Raw genomic sequence first — 16,868 nt, forward strand, 5'->3', positions numbered from 1 at the left:
CCGCTACTTTGGCGGAACGCTGCTCCGCCAAAGTATGGCAGAGCCTCCTCCGAAGAGAGCGCAGGCCCCTCATGCCCGCATACCACCTCGACCAGCCCATCTCCACAGTCAAGCCGATCACCGTCGCCGCCCCCGGCCGGGACCTCGACCTCCAGGTCAAGGTCACCGCCCCGCTGTCCGGCCGGGATCTTCCCGTCATCGTCTTCTCCCACGGCAACGCGTGGTCCATGGACGGGTACGGACCTCTCGTCGACCGGTGGGCGGCCGCCGGATTCGTCGTCGCACAGCCCACCCACCTGGACTCCCGCCGGCACGGCATCGGGTGGGAGGACCCGCGCTTCGCCACCATCTGGCGGGTACGGATCGCGGATCTCCACGCGGTGCTCGACGGCCTGGACGACATCCTCAGCCAGGCGGGCGAGGTGGCGACCCGGGCCGACCGGGGCCGCGTCGCGGTCGTGGGCCACTCCTGGGGCGCTCAGACCGCGGGCGCGCTGCTCGGTGCGCGCGTGCTCGACGCCGACGGGACGCCCGGTGAGGACTACGCGCACGCCGCGGTCGCGGCCGGGGCGCTGATCACCGTCACCGGCACGGGCGAGACCCTCACCCCGTTCGCCGCCGAACACCTCCCGTTCATGCGGCCGGACTACTCCACGATGACCGCTCCGACCCTGGTCGTCGCGGGTGGCAAGGACCAGTCCCAGCTCTCCACCCGGGGCCCGGACTGGTTCACCGACGCCTACCGCCTCGCCCCGGCCCCGAAGAGCCTGCTCACCATCGCCGAGGGCGAGCACACCCTCGGCGGGCTCGCCGGTGAGATGGTCGCGGAGACCAGCGACGAGGACCCCGGCCGGGTCGCCCTCGTCGCGGACGCCATCGCCGCCTACCTCCGCGACGCCCTGGGGCTCGACGCCTCGGGGTGGGCCGCCTTCGAGACGACCGCCGCCGGGCGCGACGAGGGCTGGGACGTCACCGGCAAGTGAGTCCGTGCGGCAGGGGGGCGACCGCAGGGCCCGGTCGTCGCGCCCCTTCCGGCAGGGGGGCGACCGCCGGGCCCGGTCGTCGTGCCCCGTCCGGTCGCCCTGCCCGGCCACGCGGGTCCGGCGTCCGGCGTCCGGCGGTCCCTCAGGGCTCGCTCACTTCGTCAGGCTGGTCCGCAGCTCGCTCAGGATCTTGTCGGCCGCCGTGTAGCCGATGCCCTGGATCCACAGCTGGTCGTCGACCGCGAAGACCTTGCCGTTCTTCACCGCGTCCATGTTCTTCCACAGGCCGCTGCCGGTGGTCTGCGTCTCCTTGGCCTTCTTCGGGTCGCCGTACGTGGCGTGGAAGATCGCGTCCGCGTCCGCCAGGTCGATCTTCTCGGGGCTGACGTCGTAACTGAAACCGTCCGCCGCCTTGTCCGTGACGGCCGGGCGGCCCAGGCCCACGTCGGCGAGGATCGTGGCGATGTAGTTCTTCTTGCCGTAGATGCGGATGTCGGCGCCCTCCACGAACCGGACCATGTTGACCTCGGTCGCGGAGGCCTTCTCCTTGCCGCCGAGCGCCGTCGTCACGTCGGTCACGTGCCGTGCGTAGTCGTCGGTGACCATCTTCGCCTCGGCCTTCTTGCCCAGGGCCTCGGCATGGACCTGGAAGTTCTCCTTCCAGGGGTAGCCGGTGTTCTCCGTCATCACGGTCGGCGCGATCTTGGAGAGCTCGGCGTACTTGTCGCCGTGCCGGACCTTGCTGGTGAGGATCAGGTCGGGCTTGAGGGCGGCGACGGCCTCCAGGTTCGGGGTCATCATCCGGCCGACGTCCTTGATGCCCGCGACCTGCTCCTTCGGCAGGTAGCCGAGGAAGCCCGACGCCACGTCCGCGTGGGTCGCGCCGACCGGCTTGACGCCGAGGGTGAGGGCCGAGTCGAGTTCGGCGGTGTCCAGGACGACCACCCGCTCCGGGGTCCCCGTGAGCTTCACGTCCCCCATCGCCGTCTTGACCGTACGGGGGGAACCGGAGCCTGAGGCGGAGTCGTCGGAGCCCGCCCCGGAGTCGGAGCCGGACGAGCCGCACGCCGCCAGGGTCAGCGCGGCGGCCGCGGTCAGCGACGCGGCGGCGAAGGTACGGGCACGGGGGCGGGAGCTGCGCAGGGTCATGGGTCACAGGACCTTTCCGGGAGTCGGGTCGGGAGGAGAGACGAAGCCGGAGGCCGAAGCGGCACCGGACGCGGCATCAGACGCCGAAGCGGACGCCGCATCAGGCAGGGGAGCGGACCCGGCCCCGGCACCGGACGGCGTGTCTGGCGGGAGAGCGGACCCGGCACCGGACGGCGGAAGGGACCCCGCACCGGACCCCGGGACAGACCCCGCACCGGCCCCCGCACCGGACCCCGCGGCCGGGCTCCAGGGTGCGCCCGGGACGACGAGCGGGGAACCGGTCACCGGGTCCGGCACGATCACGGCCTCCAGGCCGAAGACCTCGCGGACCAGTCCGGCGGTGACGATCTCCCCGGGCGGGCCCTCCGCGACGATCCGGCCCGCCTTCATGGCGACCAGGTGATCGGCGTACCGGGCGGCCTGGTTGAGGTCGTGCAGCACCGTGACGACGGTGCGGCCCCGGGTGCCGTCCGCGGCCGGGGCGGCCAGGCGGCGCACCAGGTTCAGGACCTCCACCTGGTGCGCGATGTCGAGGTACGTCGTCGGCTCGTCGAGCAGCAGCAGATCCGTCTCCTGGGCGAGCGCCATCGCGATCCACACCCGCTGGCGCTGCCCGCCGGACAGCTCGTCCACCGGCCGGTCGGCGAGCGCGGTGACGTCCGTACGGGACATCGCCCCGGTCACCGCCCGCTCGTCCTCCTCCGACCACTGCTGCCACCAGCTCTGATGCGGCTGCCGGCCCCGGGCCACCAGGTCGGAGACGGTGATCGCCTCGGGGGCCACGGGGGTCTGCGGGAGCAGCCCGATCGACCGGGCGATCCGCCTCGTCGGTATCCGGGCCAGCTCCGTGCCGTCCAGCAGCACCGCCCCGCCGCGCGGCTTCAGCAGCCGGCCGAGCGCCCGCAGGGTGGTGGACTTGCCGCAGGCGTTCGGGCCGACGATGACGGTGACCCGCCCGTCCGGCACGGTGAGGTCCAGCTCGTGGACGACGGTGCGGTCCTCGTACGCGAGGGTCAGGGAGCGCGCCGTGAGGCGGGAGGTGCCCCGCGGGGCGTCGGTCGTCGGGCGCGGGCTCATGCGGTGCCTCCACTGCGGTCGCGGTGACCGCGGATGATCAGCCAGATCAGGTACGGGGCGCCGACCGCCGCCGTGAGGACGCCCACCGGCAGTTCGGTGGGCGAGAACAGCCGACGGGCGAGCAGGTCGGCGAGGACGACGATCACCGCGCCCAGCAGCGCCGAGGACAGCAGCGGGATCTGCGCGGTACGGGTCATGCGGCGGGCGATCTGCGGGGCGAGCAGCGCCACGAAGTCCACCGGGCCCGCGGTGCCCGTGGCGACGGAGGCCAGTACCACCCCGAGCGCGACGAGCCCGAGCCGTACCCGCCCCAGGCGTACGCCCAGCGCGGTCGCGGTGTCGTCGTCCATCGTCACGGTGCGCTGCGCGCGGGCCGCCCACGCCACGGCGGGCAGCAGGAGGAGCAGCGTCCAGCCGAGCGGGGCCGCCTCCGGCCAGCCGCGCCCGTTGAGCGAGCCGGTCATCCAGATCTGCGCCTGCTGCGCGACCAGGTAGTCGCCCTTGGTGAGGAACAGGCTGGTCACCGACCGCAGCGCGACGGCGAAGCCGATGCCGATGAGGACGAACCGGGTGGCGTGCAGCCCGCCGCGCCAGGCGAAGGCGTACACCAGGGCCGCCGCCGCGACACCGCCGATCACGGAGAGGTAGGGCAGCACGGTGTGCGAGGTGATCCCGAAGGTCATCGCGCCGACCGTGAGGGCGCTCGCGCCCTGGCTGATACCGATCACGTCGGGGCTGGCCAGCGGGTTGCGGGCCACCGTCTGGATCAGCGCCCCGGCGATCCCGAACGCCGCGCCGACCAGCACCCCGACCACCAGGCGCGGCAGCCGCAGCGTGCCCACGACCAGCTCGGCCGACGACGGCTGCCCGAGGACCACCTTCACCACCTCGCCGGGCGCGACGAAGCTCTCCCCGACGCAGAGGTGGGCCACGCAGACGACGGCCAGCAGCACGACGAGGGCCGCCGCGACGACGGAGGCCCGCCGGTGCAGCAGGAACCGGCCGCGCGGCCCGGCCTTGACGACGGTGTACCCGGCGGGCCGGACCCGTGCGGTCCGCCCGGCCGTGGACGTCTCGCTCACGCGGGCACCGCCTTCCGGCGTACGAGGGCGACCAGGAACGGCACCCCGATCAGGGCGGTCATCACCCCGGCCGGGACCTCGCCGGGCGGGAAAACGATCCGGCCGACGACATCCGCGACGAGCAGCATCACCGGCCCGAGCAGCGCGGCCATGGGCAGCACCCAGCGGTGGTCGCCGCCGACGACGGCGCGGGCGATGTGCGGGACGGCGAGTCCGACGAACGCGATCGGCCCGGCGGCGGCCACCCCGACCCCGGTGAGCACGGTCGCCCCGATCCCGCCCGTGATCCGGACCGCCGCGACGTTCTGCCCGAGCCCCTTCGCCACGTCCTCGCCGAGCGCGAGCGCGTCCAGGCCGCGGGCGACGGAGAGCACGAGGACGGCCCCGACGAGGAGGAACGGCCACACCTGCTGGACCACGTCGGCCTCCCGGCCCGCGATCGAGCCGACCTGCCAGAACCGGAACTCGTCCAGCGCGGACGCCTTCGTCGTGAGGATGCCCGTCGTCACCGACACGAGCAGCGCGTTGATCGCCGCCCCGCCGAGCGCGAGCTTCACCGGGGTCGCCCCGCCGCGCCCCCGGGTGGCGATGGCGTACACGGCGACCGAGGCGACGGCCGCGCCCGCGAAGGCGAACCAGACGTACCCGGTGAGCGTGTGGACCCCCGCGAACGCGATGGCCACCACCACCGCCACCGAGGCGCCCTGGCTGATGCCGAGGACGCCGGGGTCGGCGATGGGGTTACGGGTGATGCCCTGGAACACCGTGCCCGCGACGGCCAGCGCCGCGCCGACCATCAGCCCGATCAGGGTGCGCGGCACCCGCATCGTGCGGATCACCTCGGCGGCGTCGGAGGTCCCGCCGTGCAGCACGGCGTCGAGCACCTCGCCCGGCGGGACGGAACGCGCCCCGACGGCGAGGCTGAGCAGGACGGCCAGGAGCAGCGCCCCAAGGGCCGCGGCGGTCGCCGTCGCCCGTCGGGAGAGGCGGGGCGCGCGGGGTGGCGCCGCCGCTCGCACGGGCTCTGACACTGACATCTGACCCCATCGGGACGGACCGGTACGGACAGGGGCGCACGCGGGCGCGACGGCGGGCGGAAGCGTCGGACGCGGCACGCGCGGCACCCCCACCGGACGGTAAGGCTTGGCTAAGTGCGCGCCTCAGTCTAGGCGGCTCGATTTCGCCGCCGACGGCGGCCGGTCGGCACAATGGCAGGCATGGCTTCCACGGTTCAGCACCCCCGCCGCCCCCTCACGGTCGGCTTCGACCTCGACATGACGCTGGTGGACTCCCGTCCCGGCATCGCCGCCGCCTACCGCGCCCTGGCCGCGGAGACGGGTGCGTTCATCGACGTCGATCTGGTGGTGAGCCGGATCGGCCCGCCGCTGGAGACGGAGCTGGCGCACTGGTTCCCGGCGGCGCGGGTGCCCGCCGTCGCCGACCGCTACCGGGCGATCTACCCCGACTGCGCGATCACCCCGGCCACCGCCCTCGCCGGGGCCCGGGAGGCGGTGACAGCGGTGCGGGCGCTCGGCGGGCGGGCGATCGTCGTCACGGCCAAGCACGAGCCGAACGCGAAGCTGCACCTGGCCCACCTCGGGATCGAGCCGGACACGGTGATCGGCCAGCTGTGGGCGGAGGCCAAGGGCGAGGCGCTGCGCGAGTACGGCGCGCAGGTGTACGTCGGCGACCACACCGGTGACGTGCGCGGGGCGCGGGCGGCCGGAGCGCTGTCGGTCGCGGTGACGACGGGTCCGTGCGGCGCGGCGGAGCTGCGCGCGGCGGGCGCGGACGTGGTGCTGGCGGACCTGACCGGCTTCCCGGCCTGGCTGTCCGCCTTCGAGGCGGACCGGGACGCGGAGGAGGAGCCGGTCGGCTAGGGCCGGGCTGCCGGGCTGCCGGGGTTGTGTGGCCGGGGCTGCCCGGCGGGCGTGGTCGGAGACCGGCCGCCCGAGGCCGTCCGGCCGGGTCCACCCGGGGCCGCTCGCCTGGGGCCTCCGGCCGGAACTGTTCGGCTAGGCGCGGTCGGCGGAGCGCCGGGGGGAGCTCATCCAGGCCGACCGCACGACGCCCGCCCCGGCGATCAGGAACCCGACGCCCATCAGCATGCTGACCGCGTACGCGACCGGCGGGAACGGGTCCGTACCCAGGAACAGCGGGGCGACCGTGACCAGGGTGGCCAGTGCGCCGACGAAGAAGACGATCGCGCCGACCTGGACGAGCCGGTCGCCTGCGCCTGAAGGAGTAGTGCTCACGCCACCAGGGTAGTTCCCTGCCCGGAGGAACTCTCCGGCGACGTCTTGTCACCGGACGTAGGGCCATTAGCCTGGGACCGAGCGGGTCCTGGTGACCCGCTGTACTGCTATCCGGAGCCGTTGTCCTGCGACATTCTCGGGGCCGGCTCTTCCGCATACCGACGAGTACGAGGACGAGGACAGACGTGCCCACCGGCAAGGTCAAGTGGTTCAACAGCGAGAAGGGCTTCGGCTTTCTCTCCCGCGACGACGGCGGCGACGTCTTCGTCCACTCGTCGGTACTCCCTGCCGGGGTCGACGCACTCAAGCCCGGCCAGCGCGTGGAGTTCGGCGTGGTGGCGGGGCAGCGCGGCGACCAGGCGCTCTCCGTGGTGGTCCTCGACCCCACCCCGTCCGTCGCGGCCGCCCAGCGCCGCAAGCCGGACGAACTGGCGTCGATCGTGCAGGACCTGACGACGGTCCTGGAGAACATCACGCCGCAGCTGGAGCGCGGCCGCTACCCCGACAAGGCCGCGGGCGCCAAGATCGCGGGCCTGCTGCGCGCGGTCGCGGACCAGCTGGACGTCTGACGCGAAGGAGCCGGCCGGCCCGCAGGGCGCCCGGCCGGTTCCCCCCCGCAGGGCCCTGTCGGCTCCCCGCGGAGCCCTGCCGGTCCGAAGGGGCCGCCTGGACGGGAAGGGGCCGCCTGGCCGCCGGGCTCAGGGAAACGCCAGCGCGTCCGGGGCGAGGGGCGGGACCAGCCCCTCGGCCGCCGCGCGGGTCAGCAGACCGCGGACCGCCGCGTAGCCCTCCTCGCCGAGGTCGGCGGTGAACTCGTTCACGTACAGCCCGATGTGCTGGTCCGCGACGGCCGGGTCCATCTCCTGGGCGTGCTCCAGGACGTAAGGCCGGGAGACCTCCGGGTGGTCCCAGGCCTGGCGGACCGAGCTGCGGGCGGCGTCGGCCAGACGGCGCAGGGTCGCCGCACCGAGCGAGCGCCTGGCGATGATCGCGCCGAGCGGGATCGGCAGACCGGTGGTGTCCTCCCAGTGGCGCCCCAGGTCGGCCAGGTTGTGGAGCCCGAAGTTCTGGTAGGTGAAGCGGGCCTCGTGGATGACCAGGCCCGCGTCCACCGCGCCGTCCCGTACGGCGGGCATGATCTCGTCGAACGGCATCACGACGACCTCGCCGACCCCGCCCGGCACGGTCTCCGCCGCCCAGAGCCGGAACAGCAGGTACGCCGTCGAGCGCTCGCTCGGCACGGCGACCGTCCGGCCGGTCAGGTCCAGGCCCAGCTCCTTGGTGAGGACCAGCGGCCCGCAGCCCCGGCCCAACGCCCCGCCGCACGGCAGCAGCGCGTACTCGTCCAGGACCCACGGCAGCACGGCGTAGGAGACCTTGAGGACGTCCAGTTCGCCGCGCTCGGCCAGGCCGTTGGTGATGTCGATGTCCGCGAAGGTCACGTCCAGCGCGGGTGCGCCGGGGACCCGGCCGTGGGCCCAGGCGTCGAAGACGAAGGTGTCGTTGGGGCAGGGCGAGAACGCGATGCGGACCGCGTCCCCGGCCGGGGACGGGCTGCCGTCGGCTGTGATGTCGGTGGTCATGGCTGTTCCAACCTCCCAGGTCCTTCCGGCTGTTCCGGCCTTCCGGGTCCTCGTTGCCGTTCCTGCCTTCCGGGCCCTAGTGGCTGTTCCGGCCTTCCGGGTCCTTGCGGCCGTGGCCCTTGTGGCCGTTCCCGTCCGGGCAGGGCCCCCGCCGCGGCCGTCGAAGCCTCCGCCGCGGCCGCCAGCGCGTCGGCGGTGTTCGCGAGGGCCCCGAACGCCTCCGTCAGCGCCGCGAGCGCGTCGCCGATCCGCCAGGCGTCCCGGTCGCGGGGGCCCACGGCGTTCGACACGGCCCGCAGCTCCAGGGCGGGCACCCCGGCCCGCGCGGCGGCCTCCGCCACCCCGAACCCCTCCATTGCCTCGGCCAGCGCGCCCGGGTGCGCGGCGAGCAGGGCTGCGGCGCGTTCGGCGCTGCCGGTCACGGTGGAGACGGTGAGCACGGGGCCGGTGGCGGCGCCGGTGGCGGCGGCGACCGCCCGGACCAGCGCGGGCGGGGGAGCGAAGCGGTCCCGCCCGAAGCCGAGCGCGGTGACGGGCAGGAAGCCGTCGGCGCTCTCCGCGCCCAGGTCGGCCGCCACGATGCCGCTCGCCGTGACCAGCGAGCCGAGCGGGGTCAGCGGGGTGAACGCGCCGCCGATCCCGGCCGAGACGACGAGCCCGTACGGTCCGGCGGACCGTACCCCGGCCAGGGCGAAGGCGGTGGCCGCGGCGGCGGCGGCCGGGCCCGCACCGCCCGCCACGACGTCGAACGCGCCGCGGCGGTGCACGACGGCCCCCGGCAGCTCCACGGTCTGCCCGACGTCCCCGAACGCACGCGTGACCGCGTCCCGTTCCACCGGGACAGCGGTCACGACCAGCACACGCACGGGTACAGCCTCGGATCGGGGGGAGTGGGGCGGCGGGTCAGTTCTTCCGGAACTCGAACTGCCAGATGCCCGTGAGCTTCTTGCCCTTGGTCTCCACGATGGAGATGTTCGTCTTCGTGGTGGGCTGGCCCGTCTGGCTGGAGAAGAAGGCGCTGCCGGGGATCGTCCGGTAGGTCTTCTTGAACGGCTCCTGCTCGGCCTGCTGGCCGTTGATGAAGAGCGTCCAGCCGTGCTCGGCGATCTCGGGGTCGACGCCGAAGCGGACCTTGTCGTCCATGGAGACCTTGATGACCTTCTCGGCCTTCTTGTTCAGGCAGCCCTGGACCAGGGACTCCTTGATCGCCTCGCCGTCGTTGTAGCAGGTGGCCTCGCTGTTCACCGAGTCGCTGCCGACCGTCACGGTGGCGAGCGGCGTCGGCTTGTCGCAGGCGGCCAGGACGAGGAGTCCCGCGGACACGGCACCAAGAGCGACGCCGATTCGACGGCCCTTACCGGAGAAGAACGCAACGGTCATGGGCCGAAGGCTATCGGTCGCCTCCGCTCACGCCACGCGGGGGTGCGGCGTGCCGCGTCGCGCGGCGCCCAGGAGGCCCCGTACGGACGTGGCGGCGCCGAGCGCCAGGATGGCCGCGGCGACCGACATGCCGAGCACCGCGTGGAGCGGCAGCGCGATGCCGATGCCGCCGCCGACCACCCACGCCATCTGGAGCAGGGTCTCGGACCGGGCGAACGCGGAGGTGCGGACCTCCTCGGGGACGTCCCGCTGGATCATCGCGTCCAGCGACAGCTTCGACAGGGCCTGGGTGAACCCGGCCACCGCGCCCAGCGCGGCGACGAAGAGCGTGGAGAAGAAGACCGCGGCGAGGATCGCGGTGCCCAGGGCGAGCCCCAGCACCGTCGCGATGATCACCTCGGGGCCGCGCGCCCGCAGCCAGGCGCCCACCGCCGTACCGCAGGCGTTGCCCGCGCCAGCCGCCACGCCGACGACGGCGAGCGAGACGGCCGCGCTCTGCCCGGCCAGCGGGTGCTCGCGCAGCAGGAACGCCAGGAAGAAGATGAGGAAGCCGGACAGGGCGCGGTGCGCCGCGTTGGCCTGGAGCCCGTGGAGCACCGGCCCGCCGACGGACCGCAGGCCCGGCGGCCGCTCCCGGGGCGGTTTGTGTCCGTCGCGGTCGCGCCGCCGGAGCCCGGCCCGGGTGCTGCCGGTGGGGCCGTCCGGCTTCCCGAGCGGCCGCTTCCCGTCCGTCCATCCGCCGCTCGCCCCGCTCCCGCCGGTCTCCTCGCCGTGCGGGTCGATCAGCCGCGCCCGGCGCTCGCCCTTCGCGGAGTCGACCTTGTGCGGCAGCGTGAAGGCGAGGAAGGTGCCCGCCACGAAGATCGCGCACGCCCCGTAGAGCGGCCAGGCCGAGCCGATGCTCTGGAGTCCGGCCCCGATCGGGGCCGCCACCCCCGTGGCCAGCAGCCCCGCCAGGGTGACCCGGGAGTTCGCCTTGACCAGCGAGAACCGTGGGGGCAGCAGTCTGGGCACCACCGCGCTGCGCACCACCCCGTACGCCTTGGAGGAGACCAGCACGCCCAGCGCGGCCGGATACAGCTCCAGACCGCCCGTGGCGACCGCCCCCGACATGGTGAGCGCCAGCAGGGCGCGGGCCAGCATGGCGCCCGCCATCGCGGCCCGGCGGCCGTGCGGCAGCCGGTCCAGGAGCGGGCCGATCACCGGGGCGAGCAGGGTGAAGGGGGCCATGGTGATGGCGAGGTAGAGCGCGACGCGCCCGCGCGCCTCGTCCGTCGGCACGGAGAAGAAGACGGTGGAGGCGAGGGCGACGGTGATCATGACGTCGCCCGCGCCGTTCACCGCGTGCAGTTCGATGAGCTTGCCCAGGCCGGACTCCCCCGCGCCGTGGGCGTGCGTCGCCTTGCGGATGGACCGGGCCGTGCCGGTGAACGGGGCGCGCAGCGCACGGCCCGCAGCCCGCCCCGTCCTGCGGAGCGGGCCGGAGCCGTCGTGCGAGCTGGCGGCAGTCACCCCGTCATAGTGCCCCAACCCCGCCAGGATGAACGGTGATCGGCCGCGGACGCGCGCGGAGCGCCCTTCCGGACCGGCCGGCGCCCCGGGAGGGCCGCCCGCCGCGCCCGGCGCGACGGCGCTTCCAGCCGCCCGCCGCGCGGAACGTATCCGGCACGTTTGGGGCTGGCAGGTGGGCGCGGAGCGGCGGAGAGGGTAGCGTGCGTAACGCGCCACCGGCGGTTGTTCTTGGCCGCGCGCCTCTCGGCGATCCCGCAGAATGGGTGGCAGAAGGCGCGCCCGAGGCAGGCACAACGGGTGTGGACGTCGACGCGGCCCCCAGGTCCGCTCCGCCCGCAGCCGTCTGGCCGACACGGCAACCGTGCGGCAGCCGGCGCGCTCGTGAGACTGGCGTATGGAGAGAAGCGAAGACCTGTGAGTGCTGCGACGACGCGAAGCCGTACGGCCCGTACCCCCGTTCCCGACCGGTTGTGCGCGGAGGCGGTGGACCTCGCCCGCGAGGCCGCCGAGGAGGCCGCCGCGCCCGGGGTGGTCGGTGAACATGTCGGCGTGGTCTCCGAGGGGGACCGCGTCGTCACGCACTACTTCGAGTCCAAGGAGCCCGGCTACCGCGGCTGGCGCTGGGCGGTGACGGTGGCGCGCGCCTCCCGCGCCAAGAACGTCACCCTGGACGAAACGGTGCTGCTCCCCGGGACCGACGCGCTCCTGGCACCGGAGTGGGTGCCGTGGAGCGAGCGGCTGCGCCCCGGCGACATGGGGCCGGGCGACCTGCTGCCCACCGAGGCGGAGGACCTGCGCCTGGAGCCCGGCTGGAGTGGCGAGGACGAGCCGCCGCCGAACTCCGCGGTCGCCGGAGAGCTCGCGGCGTCGGCCGACGCGCGGGACGCCGAGCCGGCCGACCGGCCGGTGGCCGCGACCAGCCGGGGTTCCATCGCCTCCGTGGCCGAGGAGCTGGGCACGCGGCGGGCACGGGTGCTGTCCCGGTACGGGCTGTACGAGGCGGCCGACCGCTGGGACGAGGCGTTCGGCCCCCGGACGCCGATGGCCCAGGCGGCCCCGGCGGCGTGCGTCAGCTGCGCGTTCCTGATCCCCATGGCGGGCTCCCTGAAGCAGGCCTTCGGTGTGTGCGCCAACGAGTTCGGTCCGGCGGACGGCCATGTGGTGTCGCTGGCGTACGGATGCGGCGGGCACTCGGAGGCCGCCGTGATGCCGAAGCCGCCGCAGCCCGCGCCGCACGCGCTGGACACGATGCGGGTCGACGCGTATCCGCTGCGCCCGGAGGTGGACGGCGGCCCGGACCCGGCGGAGGCGGACGGGGCGTCGAAGGACCTGGGCCGCTCCTGACGCCCCGGCCGCCGAGCGGTCAGCACGTCGGGGCTCCCGGTCCTGGTCGCGGGGCGGGCCGAGGCCGGTCGTCCGGGCCGCCCGTCGGGCGGACGGCGCCCGCGCGGTACCTTCGGGCGCACACGGGGCGGCGGACACAGGCGCCGGCCCCACCACGGCGGACGGAGTCGACAGCGTGAGCATCAATGCGACCGAGGGGGCCGATCCGTTCGGGACGGCGCGGCTGCGGCGCGGCGTGCTCGACGCCTGGGGCGCGGGCCCCGCCCGGTTCCGGGAGGACGCCAACGCCGAGGAGGACCTCGCGCTCGGCGGCTACCGCGACCGCCTCGTCGTGGAGCTGGCCCAGAACGCCGCCGACGCCGCCGCCCGCGCCCGTGTACCCGGCAGGCTCCGCCTCACCCTGCACCCCGCCGCCCCCGGCTCCCCGGACGGCCGCTGCGTGCTGGCCGCCGCCAACACCGGCGCCCCCCTGGACGCCACCGGCGTCGAGTCCCTGAGCACCCTGCGGGCCTCCGCCAAGCGCGAGGGTCACGAGTCCTCGGTGGGCCGGTTCGGCGTCGGGTTCGCCGCCGTGCTCGCGGTCAGCGACGAGCCGGCCGTGCTCGGCCGCCACGGCGGGGTCCGCTGGTCCCTGGCCGAGGCCCGCGAGATGGCCCGGGAGGCGGCCGTCGGCTCGCCCGGCCTGGGCGACGAGCTGCGCCGCCGCGACGGCCACGTACCGCTGCTGCGTCTCCCGCTGCCCGCCGAGGGCTCCGCGCCCGAGGGGTACGACACGGTCGTGGTGCTGCCGCTGCGCGACGCCGCCGCCGAGGATCTGGCGGCCCGGCTGCTGGCGGCCGTGGACGACGCGCTGCTGCTCACCCTGCCCGGCCTGGCCGAGGTGGTGGTCGAGACCCCGGAGGGCGTACGGACGCTGAGCCGTTCGCAGCAGGGCCCGTACACGCACGTCGACGACTCCGCGCGGGGCCTGGGCCGCTGGCGCACCGTGGCCCACCACGGGCCCATCGAGCCCGTACTGCTCGCCGACCGCCCGGTCGAGGAGCGGCTGCGCCCGCACTGGTCGGTGACCTGGGCGGTCCCGGTGGACGAGTCCGGCGCCCCGCTCCCTCCGCGTACGGCCCCCGTGGTCCACGCCCCGACGCCCACCGACGAACCCCTCGGCGTTCCCGCCCTGCTCATCGCATCGCTCCCGCTGGACACCGCCCGCAGGCATCCCGCGCCGGGGCCGCTGACCGACTTCCTGGTGGAGCGGGCGGCCGACGCGTACGCGGAACTGCTGGGCGCCTGGCGGCCGGTGTCGACCGGGACCATCGACCTCGTCCCGGACCGGCTCGGCAAGGGCGCCCTCGACGGGGCCCTGCGCGGCGCGATCCTCGCCCGGCTGCCCCGCGTCGCGTTCCTGGAGCCCGCCGCGCCCCGGGACCCCGAGGCGGAGCCGGAGCCCGGCTGGGACGACGTGCTGGAGCCGGGGCAGGACCGGGACCGTACGGAGAGTGCCGCGGCCGCCCTGCGCCCGCTGGAGGCCGAGGTGGTCGAGGGCGTCGGGGCGCAGACCGTCCGGGTGCTCGCCGAAGTCCTGCCCTGCCTGCTGCCCGCGGGCCTGGAGCGCCGCGTGGAGCTGCGCACCCTCGGGGTCGCCCGGGTCCCGCTGACCGAGGCGATCGACCGCCTCGCCGGTCTGGAGCGCGACCCCGGGTGGTGGCACCGCCTCTACGACAGCCTCACGGGCATCGACCCCGACCGGCTCACCGGGCTGCCCGTCCCGCTCGCGGGCGACCCGGAGGACGAGCGGGCGGGCCGCCCGCCGCGCACCACGATCGGGCCGCGCCAGATCCTGCTGCCCCTCCCGGACGCGCTCACCGGACCCGTCCTCGCCCGGCTGTCCCGGCTCGGCCTCAAGGTGGCCCACCCGGACGCGGCCCACCCCCTGCTGGAGAAGCTGGGCGCGCTGCCCGCCACCCCGCGCGCCGTCCTGACGACTCCTCAGGTCCGGGCGGCCGTCGCCCGATCGCTGGACGCGGGGGAGATCTGGGACGAGGACACGCTCGACGGCGATGAGCTGGCCGAGACCGTCCTCACCCTCGTCCGCGACGCCGGACTCGCCCCCGGCGACGAACCCTGGCTCGGCGCGCTCGCCCTCCCCGACGAGGACGGCGAACCGGCCCCGGCGGGCGAACTGGTCCACCCGGGAAGCCCGTTCGCCCGGATCATGCGGGAGGGGGAACTCGCCCTCGTCGACCAGGAACTGGCCGACCGCTGGGGCGAGGGGCCGCTCACCGCCTGCGGGGTGCTCGCCTCCTTCGCTCTCGTCCGGGCCGCCGACGTCGTCCTGGACCCGGACGAACTGGAGCCCCGGGACAGCGACTTCGCCGAACCGGACGACGCCGGGCTGCTGGACGCGGTCGACGTGTGGTGCGAGGACCTGCTCGACCAGCTGCCCGAGACCCCGGTCCCGCCGGTCGCCACCGAGATCGTCGCCGTCCGGGACCTGGACCTGGTGGACGACGACGCCTGGCCGCAGGCCCTCGCGATGCTGGCCCGGCCGCCGCTGCGCGACGCGGTGACCCAGCCGGTGCGGGTGCTGCTCCCGGACGGGACGACGCGGTCCGTGCGCTCCTTCACCGCGTGGTGGCTGCGCGACCACCCCGTGCTGGACGGCCGCCGCCCCGCCGGGCTGCGCGCGGCGGGCGGGGACCCGCTCCTGGCCGGGCTGTACGACGCGGTGGACGCCACCGGCTTCGACGACGCCCAGGTGCTGGGCGCCCTGGGGGTGCGCACCTCGGTCGGGGCCCTGCTGGACGAGCCGGGCGGCGCGGCCGAACTGCTGGGCCGCCTGGCCGACGAGGACCGGCCCGTCACCCCCGTACAGCTGCACGGTCTGTACACGGCCCTCGCCGGACTCGACCCGGAGCAGGTGACGCTGCCGGACGAACTGCGGGCGGTGGTGGACGGCGAGGTGGTCGTGGTCGACGCGGCGGACGCGGTGATCGCGGACGCCCCGGACCTGCTGCCGCTGACGGAGGGCCTGCCGCTGCTCCCGGTGGCCCCGTCGCACGCCGCCGAGCTGGCCGACCTCCTCCAGGTGCGGCGGCTCGGCGAGACGGTCGCGGCGGACGTCACCAGCGAGGGCGAGGAGCACCGCGTACCGGACGCGGTCCGCGCCCTGCTGGGGGCCGGTGCCCCGGAGACGTACGTCGAGCACTCCGAACTGCGCGCGGGCGGCGCCGAACTGGACTGGCGCCGCACCTCGGACGGTGTCGTCCACGCCGCCACCCTGGAGGGCGTCGCGGCGGGCCTGGCCTGGGCGGCGGGCCAGTGGCCGCGCCGCTTCGAGGTCGCGGCGCTGCTGGAGGACCCCTCGCGGACACGGGAGCTGGCGCGGGACCGCTGGTTCGACTGAGACGGGCCGGGGGAGCGGCGGAGGCGCGGGGCGTGTGCTGCGGCTTCACAGAAAAGTCACAGAATCGTACAACCGTTCACCTGGCTCGCCGGTCTGTTCCCACGAGTCAACAGGCTCATGGATCAGACCGGCCCCGCCGGGCCGACGCCGCAAGCGCGCCCCGGGGCCCCCTCTCCACTTGGGGACACATGCGTATCCGCGCCACCGTGGCCGCCGTTTCCGGCGCCCTGGCCCTTTCCGCTCTCGCCGTACCGGCCGCGCAGGCCGACGACGGCCGCTCCTGGACCGTCGACCCCGGCTTCACGGCCGGTCAGTCGCCCTCCGCCGGGGAGAGGGCGAAGCGCGCGACCGCGCAGGCCACCGCGGCCCCGAAGATCACCTCGGCGGTCGTCAACGGCGGCAAGCCGATCGTCGTCGGGACCAAGTCCAAGCAGACCGTGTCCTTCACCGCGACGGCCACCGCCCAGGCCGGAGTCGGCGGCGTCGCCGCGTTCATCTGGATCGGCCAGTCGATCGAGGAGGACAGCTTCGGCTTCGGTCCGAACGGGCAGTCGATCGTCTGCAAGGCGGCCAGCGCGACCACCACGACCTGCAAGGGCACCATCACCCTCAACCCGCAGCTGCTGCTCAACTCCGACGCGACCTGGTGGCGCGTCGGTGCGTCGGCGGTGACCGAGGACGGCGAGGAGTTCGACCGCGACTCCGTCTCCAAGGTCCGCGTCCAGCGCTTCTCCAAGCTGACCGTCAACGCCTCCCCGGAGCCGGTGAAGAAGGGCAAGACCCTCACCGTCACCGGCAAGCTGACCCGCGCCAACTGGGACACCGGCACGTACAAGGGCTACAGCGGCCAGTCCGTGAAGCTCCAGTTCAAGAAGAAGGGCGCCAAGAGCTACACGACGGTGAAGACCGTCAAGACCAGCTCCACCGGCACCCTGAAGACCACCGTCAAGGCCTCGGCGGACGGCAACTGGCGCTACAGCTTCGCCGGTACGCCGAGCACTCCGGCCGTCTCGGCCGCCGGTGACTTCGTCGACGTGAAGTAGCACCAGGGGTCGTCAAGTAGCACCAGCGGCCGTGAACTGGCAATGGTGGTACGGCACATG

13 protein-coding genes and 2 pseudogenes are annotated in these 16,868 nt (G+C 74.8%); 6 read left to right on the plus strand and 9 right to left on the minus strand.

The window, feature by feature from the left end:
* The first annotated feature begins 71 nt into the window (after positions 1–71).
* Entirely contained in the window at positions 72–983 is a 912-nt protein-coding gene (locus ACIRRU_RS04680; RefSeq protein WP_403676099.1) for an alpha/beta hydrolase family protein, read from the plus strand.
* Between the two features lie 153 nt (positions 984–1,136).
* Here the strand turns inward: ACIRRU_RS04680 and ACIRRU_RS04685 are convergent, their stop codons facing one another.
* The 4 genes and pseudogenes from ACIRRU_RS04685 to ACIRRU_RS04700 all read right to left on the minus strand — a co-directional run bounded on the left by ACIRRU_RS04685 (position 1,137) and on the right by ACIRRU_RS04700 (position 5,328).
* Positions 1,137–2,132 (minus strand): ABC transporter substrate-binding protein, encoded by a 996-nt coding sequence (locus tag ACIRRU_RS04685; RefSeq protein ID WP_403676102.1) that lies wholly within the window; start codon positions 2,130–2,132, stop codon positions 1,137–1,139.
* A gap of 219 nt (positions 2,133–2,351) precedes the next feature.
* A pseudogene (locus ACIRRU_RS04690) lies at positions 2,352–3,209 on the minus strand (ABC transporter ATP-binding protein); the annotation flags it as partial.
* Entirely contained in the window at positions 3,206–4,291 is a 1,086-nt protein-coding gene (locus ACIRRU_RS04695; RefSeq protein WP_403676105.1) for a FecCD family ABC transporter permease, read from the minus strand. The pseudogene ACIRRU_RS04690 and the gene ACIRRU_RS04695, both read right to left, overlap by 4 nt.
* Entirely contained in the window at positions 4,288–5,328 is a 1,041-nt protein-coding gene (locus ACIRRU_RS04700; RefSeq protein WP_403676107.1) for a FecCD family ABC transporter permease, read from the minus strand. Before ACIRRU_RS04700 ends, ACIRRU_RS04695 begins: the two co-directional genes overlap by 4 nt.
* A 180-nt stretch (positions 5,329–5,508) precedes the next feature.
* On the opposite strand from ACIRRU_RS04700, the gene ACIRRU_RS04705 reads away from it, so the two are divergent.
* Complete coding sequence (locus ACIRRU_RS04705) at positions 5,509–6,171, plus strand: HAD family hydrolase (RefSeq protein WP_403676110.1); 663 nt, start codon at positions 5,509–5,511, stop codon at positions 6,169–6,171.
* Positions 6,172–6,306: 135 nt separating this feature from the next.
* Here ACIRRU_RS04705 and ACIRRU_RS04710 read toward each other — a convergent pair whose 3' ends face one another.
* Positions 6,307–6,546, minus strand: a complete 240-nt coding sequence (locus ACIRRU_RS04710) for a hypothetical protein (protein WP_363200317.1) — start codon at positions 6,544–6,546, stop codon at positions 6,307–6,309.
* A 185-nt stretch (positions 6,547–6,731) separates the two neighbouring features.
* Between ACIRRU_RS04710 and ACIRRU_RS04715 the strand changes: the two genes are divergently transcribed.
* A complete protein-coding gene (locus tag ACIRRU_RS04715) occupies positions 6,732–7,115 on the plus strand; it encodes a cold-shock protein (protein WP_006126557.1) in 384 nt (127 codons plus the stop codon).
* Positions 7,116–7,244: 129 nt separating this feature from the next.
* On the opposite strand, the gene ACIRRU_RS04720 is transcribed toward ACIRRU_RS04715, so the two are convergent.
* The 4 genes and pseudogenes from ACIRRU_RS04720 to ACIRRU_RS04735 all read right to left on the minus strand — a co-directional run bounded on the left by ACIRRU_RS04720 (position 7,245) and on the right by ACIRRU_RS04735 (position 11,021).
* On the minus strand, positions 7,245–8,129 hold the full coding sequence (locus tag ACIRRU_RS04720) for a 1,4-dihydroxy-6-naphthoate synthase (protein WP_403676112.1): 885 nt from the start codon (positions 8,127–8,129) through the stop codon (positions 7,245–7,247).
* A gap of 200 nt (positions 8,130–8,329) precedes the next feature.
* Positions 8,330–8,995, minus strand: a pseudogene (locus tag ACIRRU_RS04725) (futalosine hydrolase); the annotation flags it as partial.
* Positions 8,996–9,032: 37 nt separating this feature from the next.
* Positions 9,033–9,509, minus strand: coding sequence for a DUF2771 domain-containing protein (locus ACIRRU_RS04730; protein ID WP_363200319.1), 477 nt, complete (start codon positions 9,507–9,509; stop codon positions 9,033–9,035).
* A gap of 27 nt (positions 9,510–9,536) precedes the next feature.
* Positions 9,537–11,021, minus strand: a complete 1,485-nt coding sequence (locus tag ACIRRU_RS04735; RefSeq protein WP_403676115.1) for an MFS transporter — start codon at positions 11,019–11,021, stop codon at positions 9,537–9,539.
* Positions 11,022–11,435: 414 nt separating this feature from the next.
* Here ACIRRU_RS04735 and ACIRRU_RS04740 point away from each other — a divergent pair, with 414 nt between their 5' ends.
* The 3 genes from ACIRRU_RS04740 (at position 11,436) to ACIRRU_RS04750 (ending at position 16,808) form a co-directional block, all read left to right on the plus strand.
* A complete protein-coding gene (locus tag ACIRRU_RS04740; protein ID WP_403676118.1) occupies positions 11,436–12,365 on the plus strand; it encodes a DUF3027 domain-containing protein in 930 nt (309 codons plus the stop codon).
* A 175-nt stretch (positions 12,366–12,540) separates the two neighbouring features.
* Positions 12,541–15,765, plus strand: a complete 3,225-nt coding sequence (locus ACIRRU_RS04745) for a sacsin N-terminal ATP-binding-like domain-containing protein (protein ID WP_403676120.1) — start codon at positions 12,541–12,543, stop codon at positions 15,763–15,765.
* Between the two features lie 188 nt (positions 15,766–15,953).
* On the plus strand, positions 15,954–16,808 hold the full coding sequence (locus ACIRRU_RS04750; protein WP_403676123.1) for a DUF5707 domain-containing protein: 855 nt from the start codon (positions 15,954–15,956) through the stop codon (positions 16,806–16,808).
* Positions 16,809–16,868 lie beyond the last annotated feature (60 nt).

The organism is Streptomyces sp. NPDC101181, assembly GCF_044767975.1.
In the GTDB taxonomy this organism is placed as follows: Bacteria; Actinomycetota; Actinomycetes; order Streptomycetales; family Streptomycetaceae; genus Streptomyces.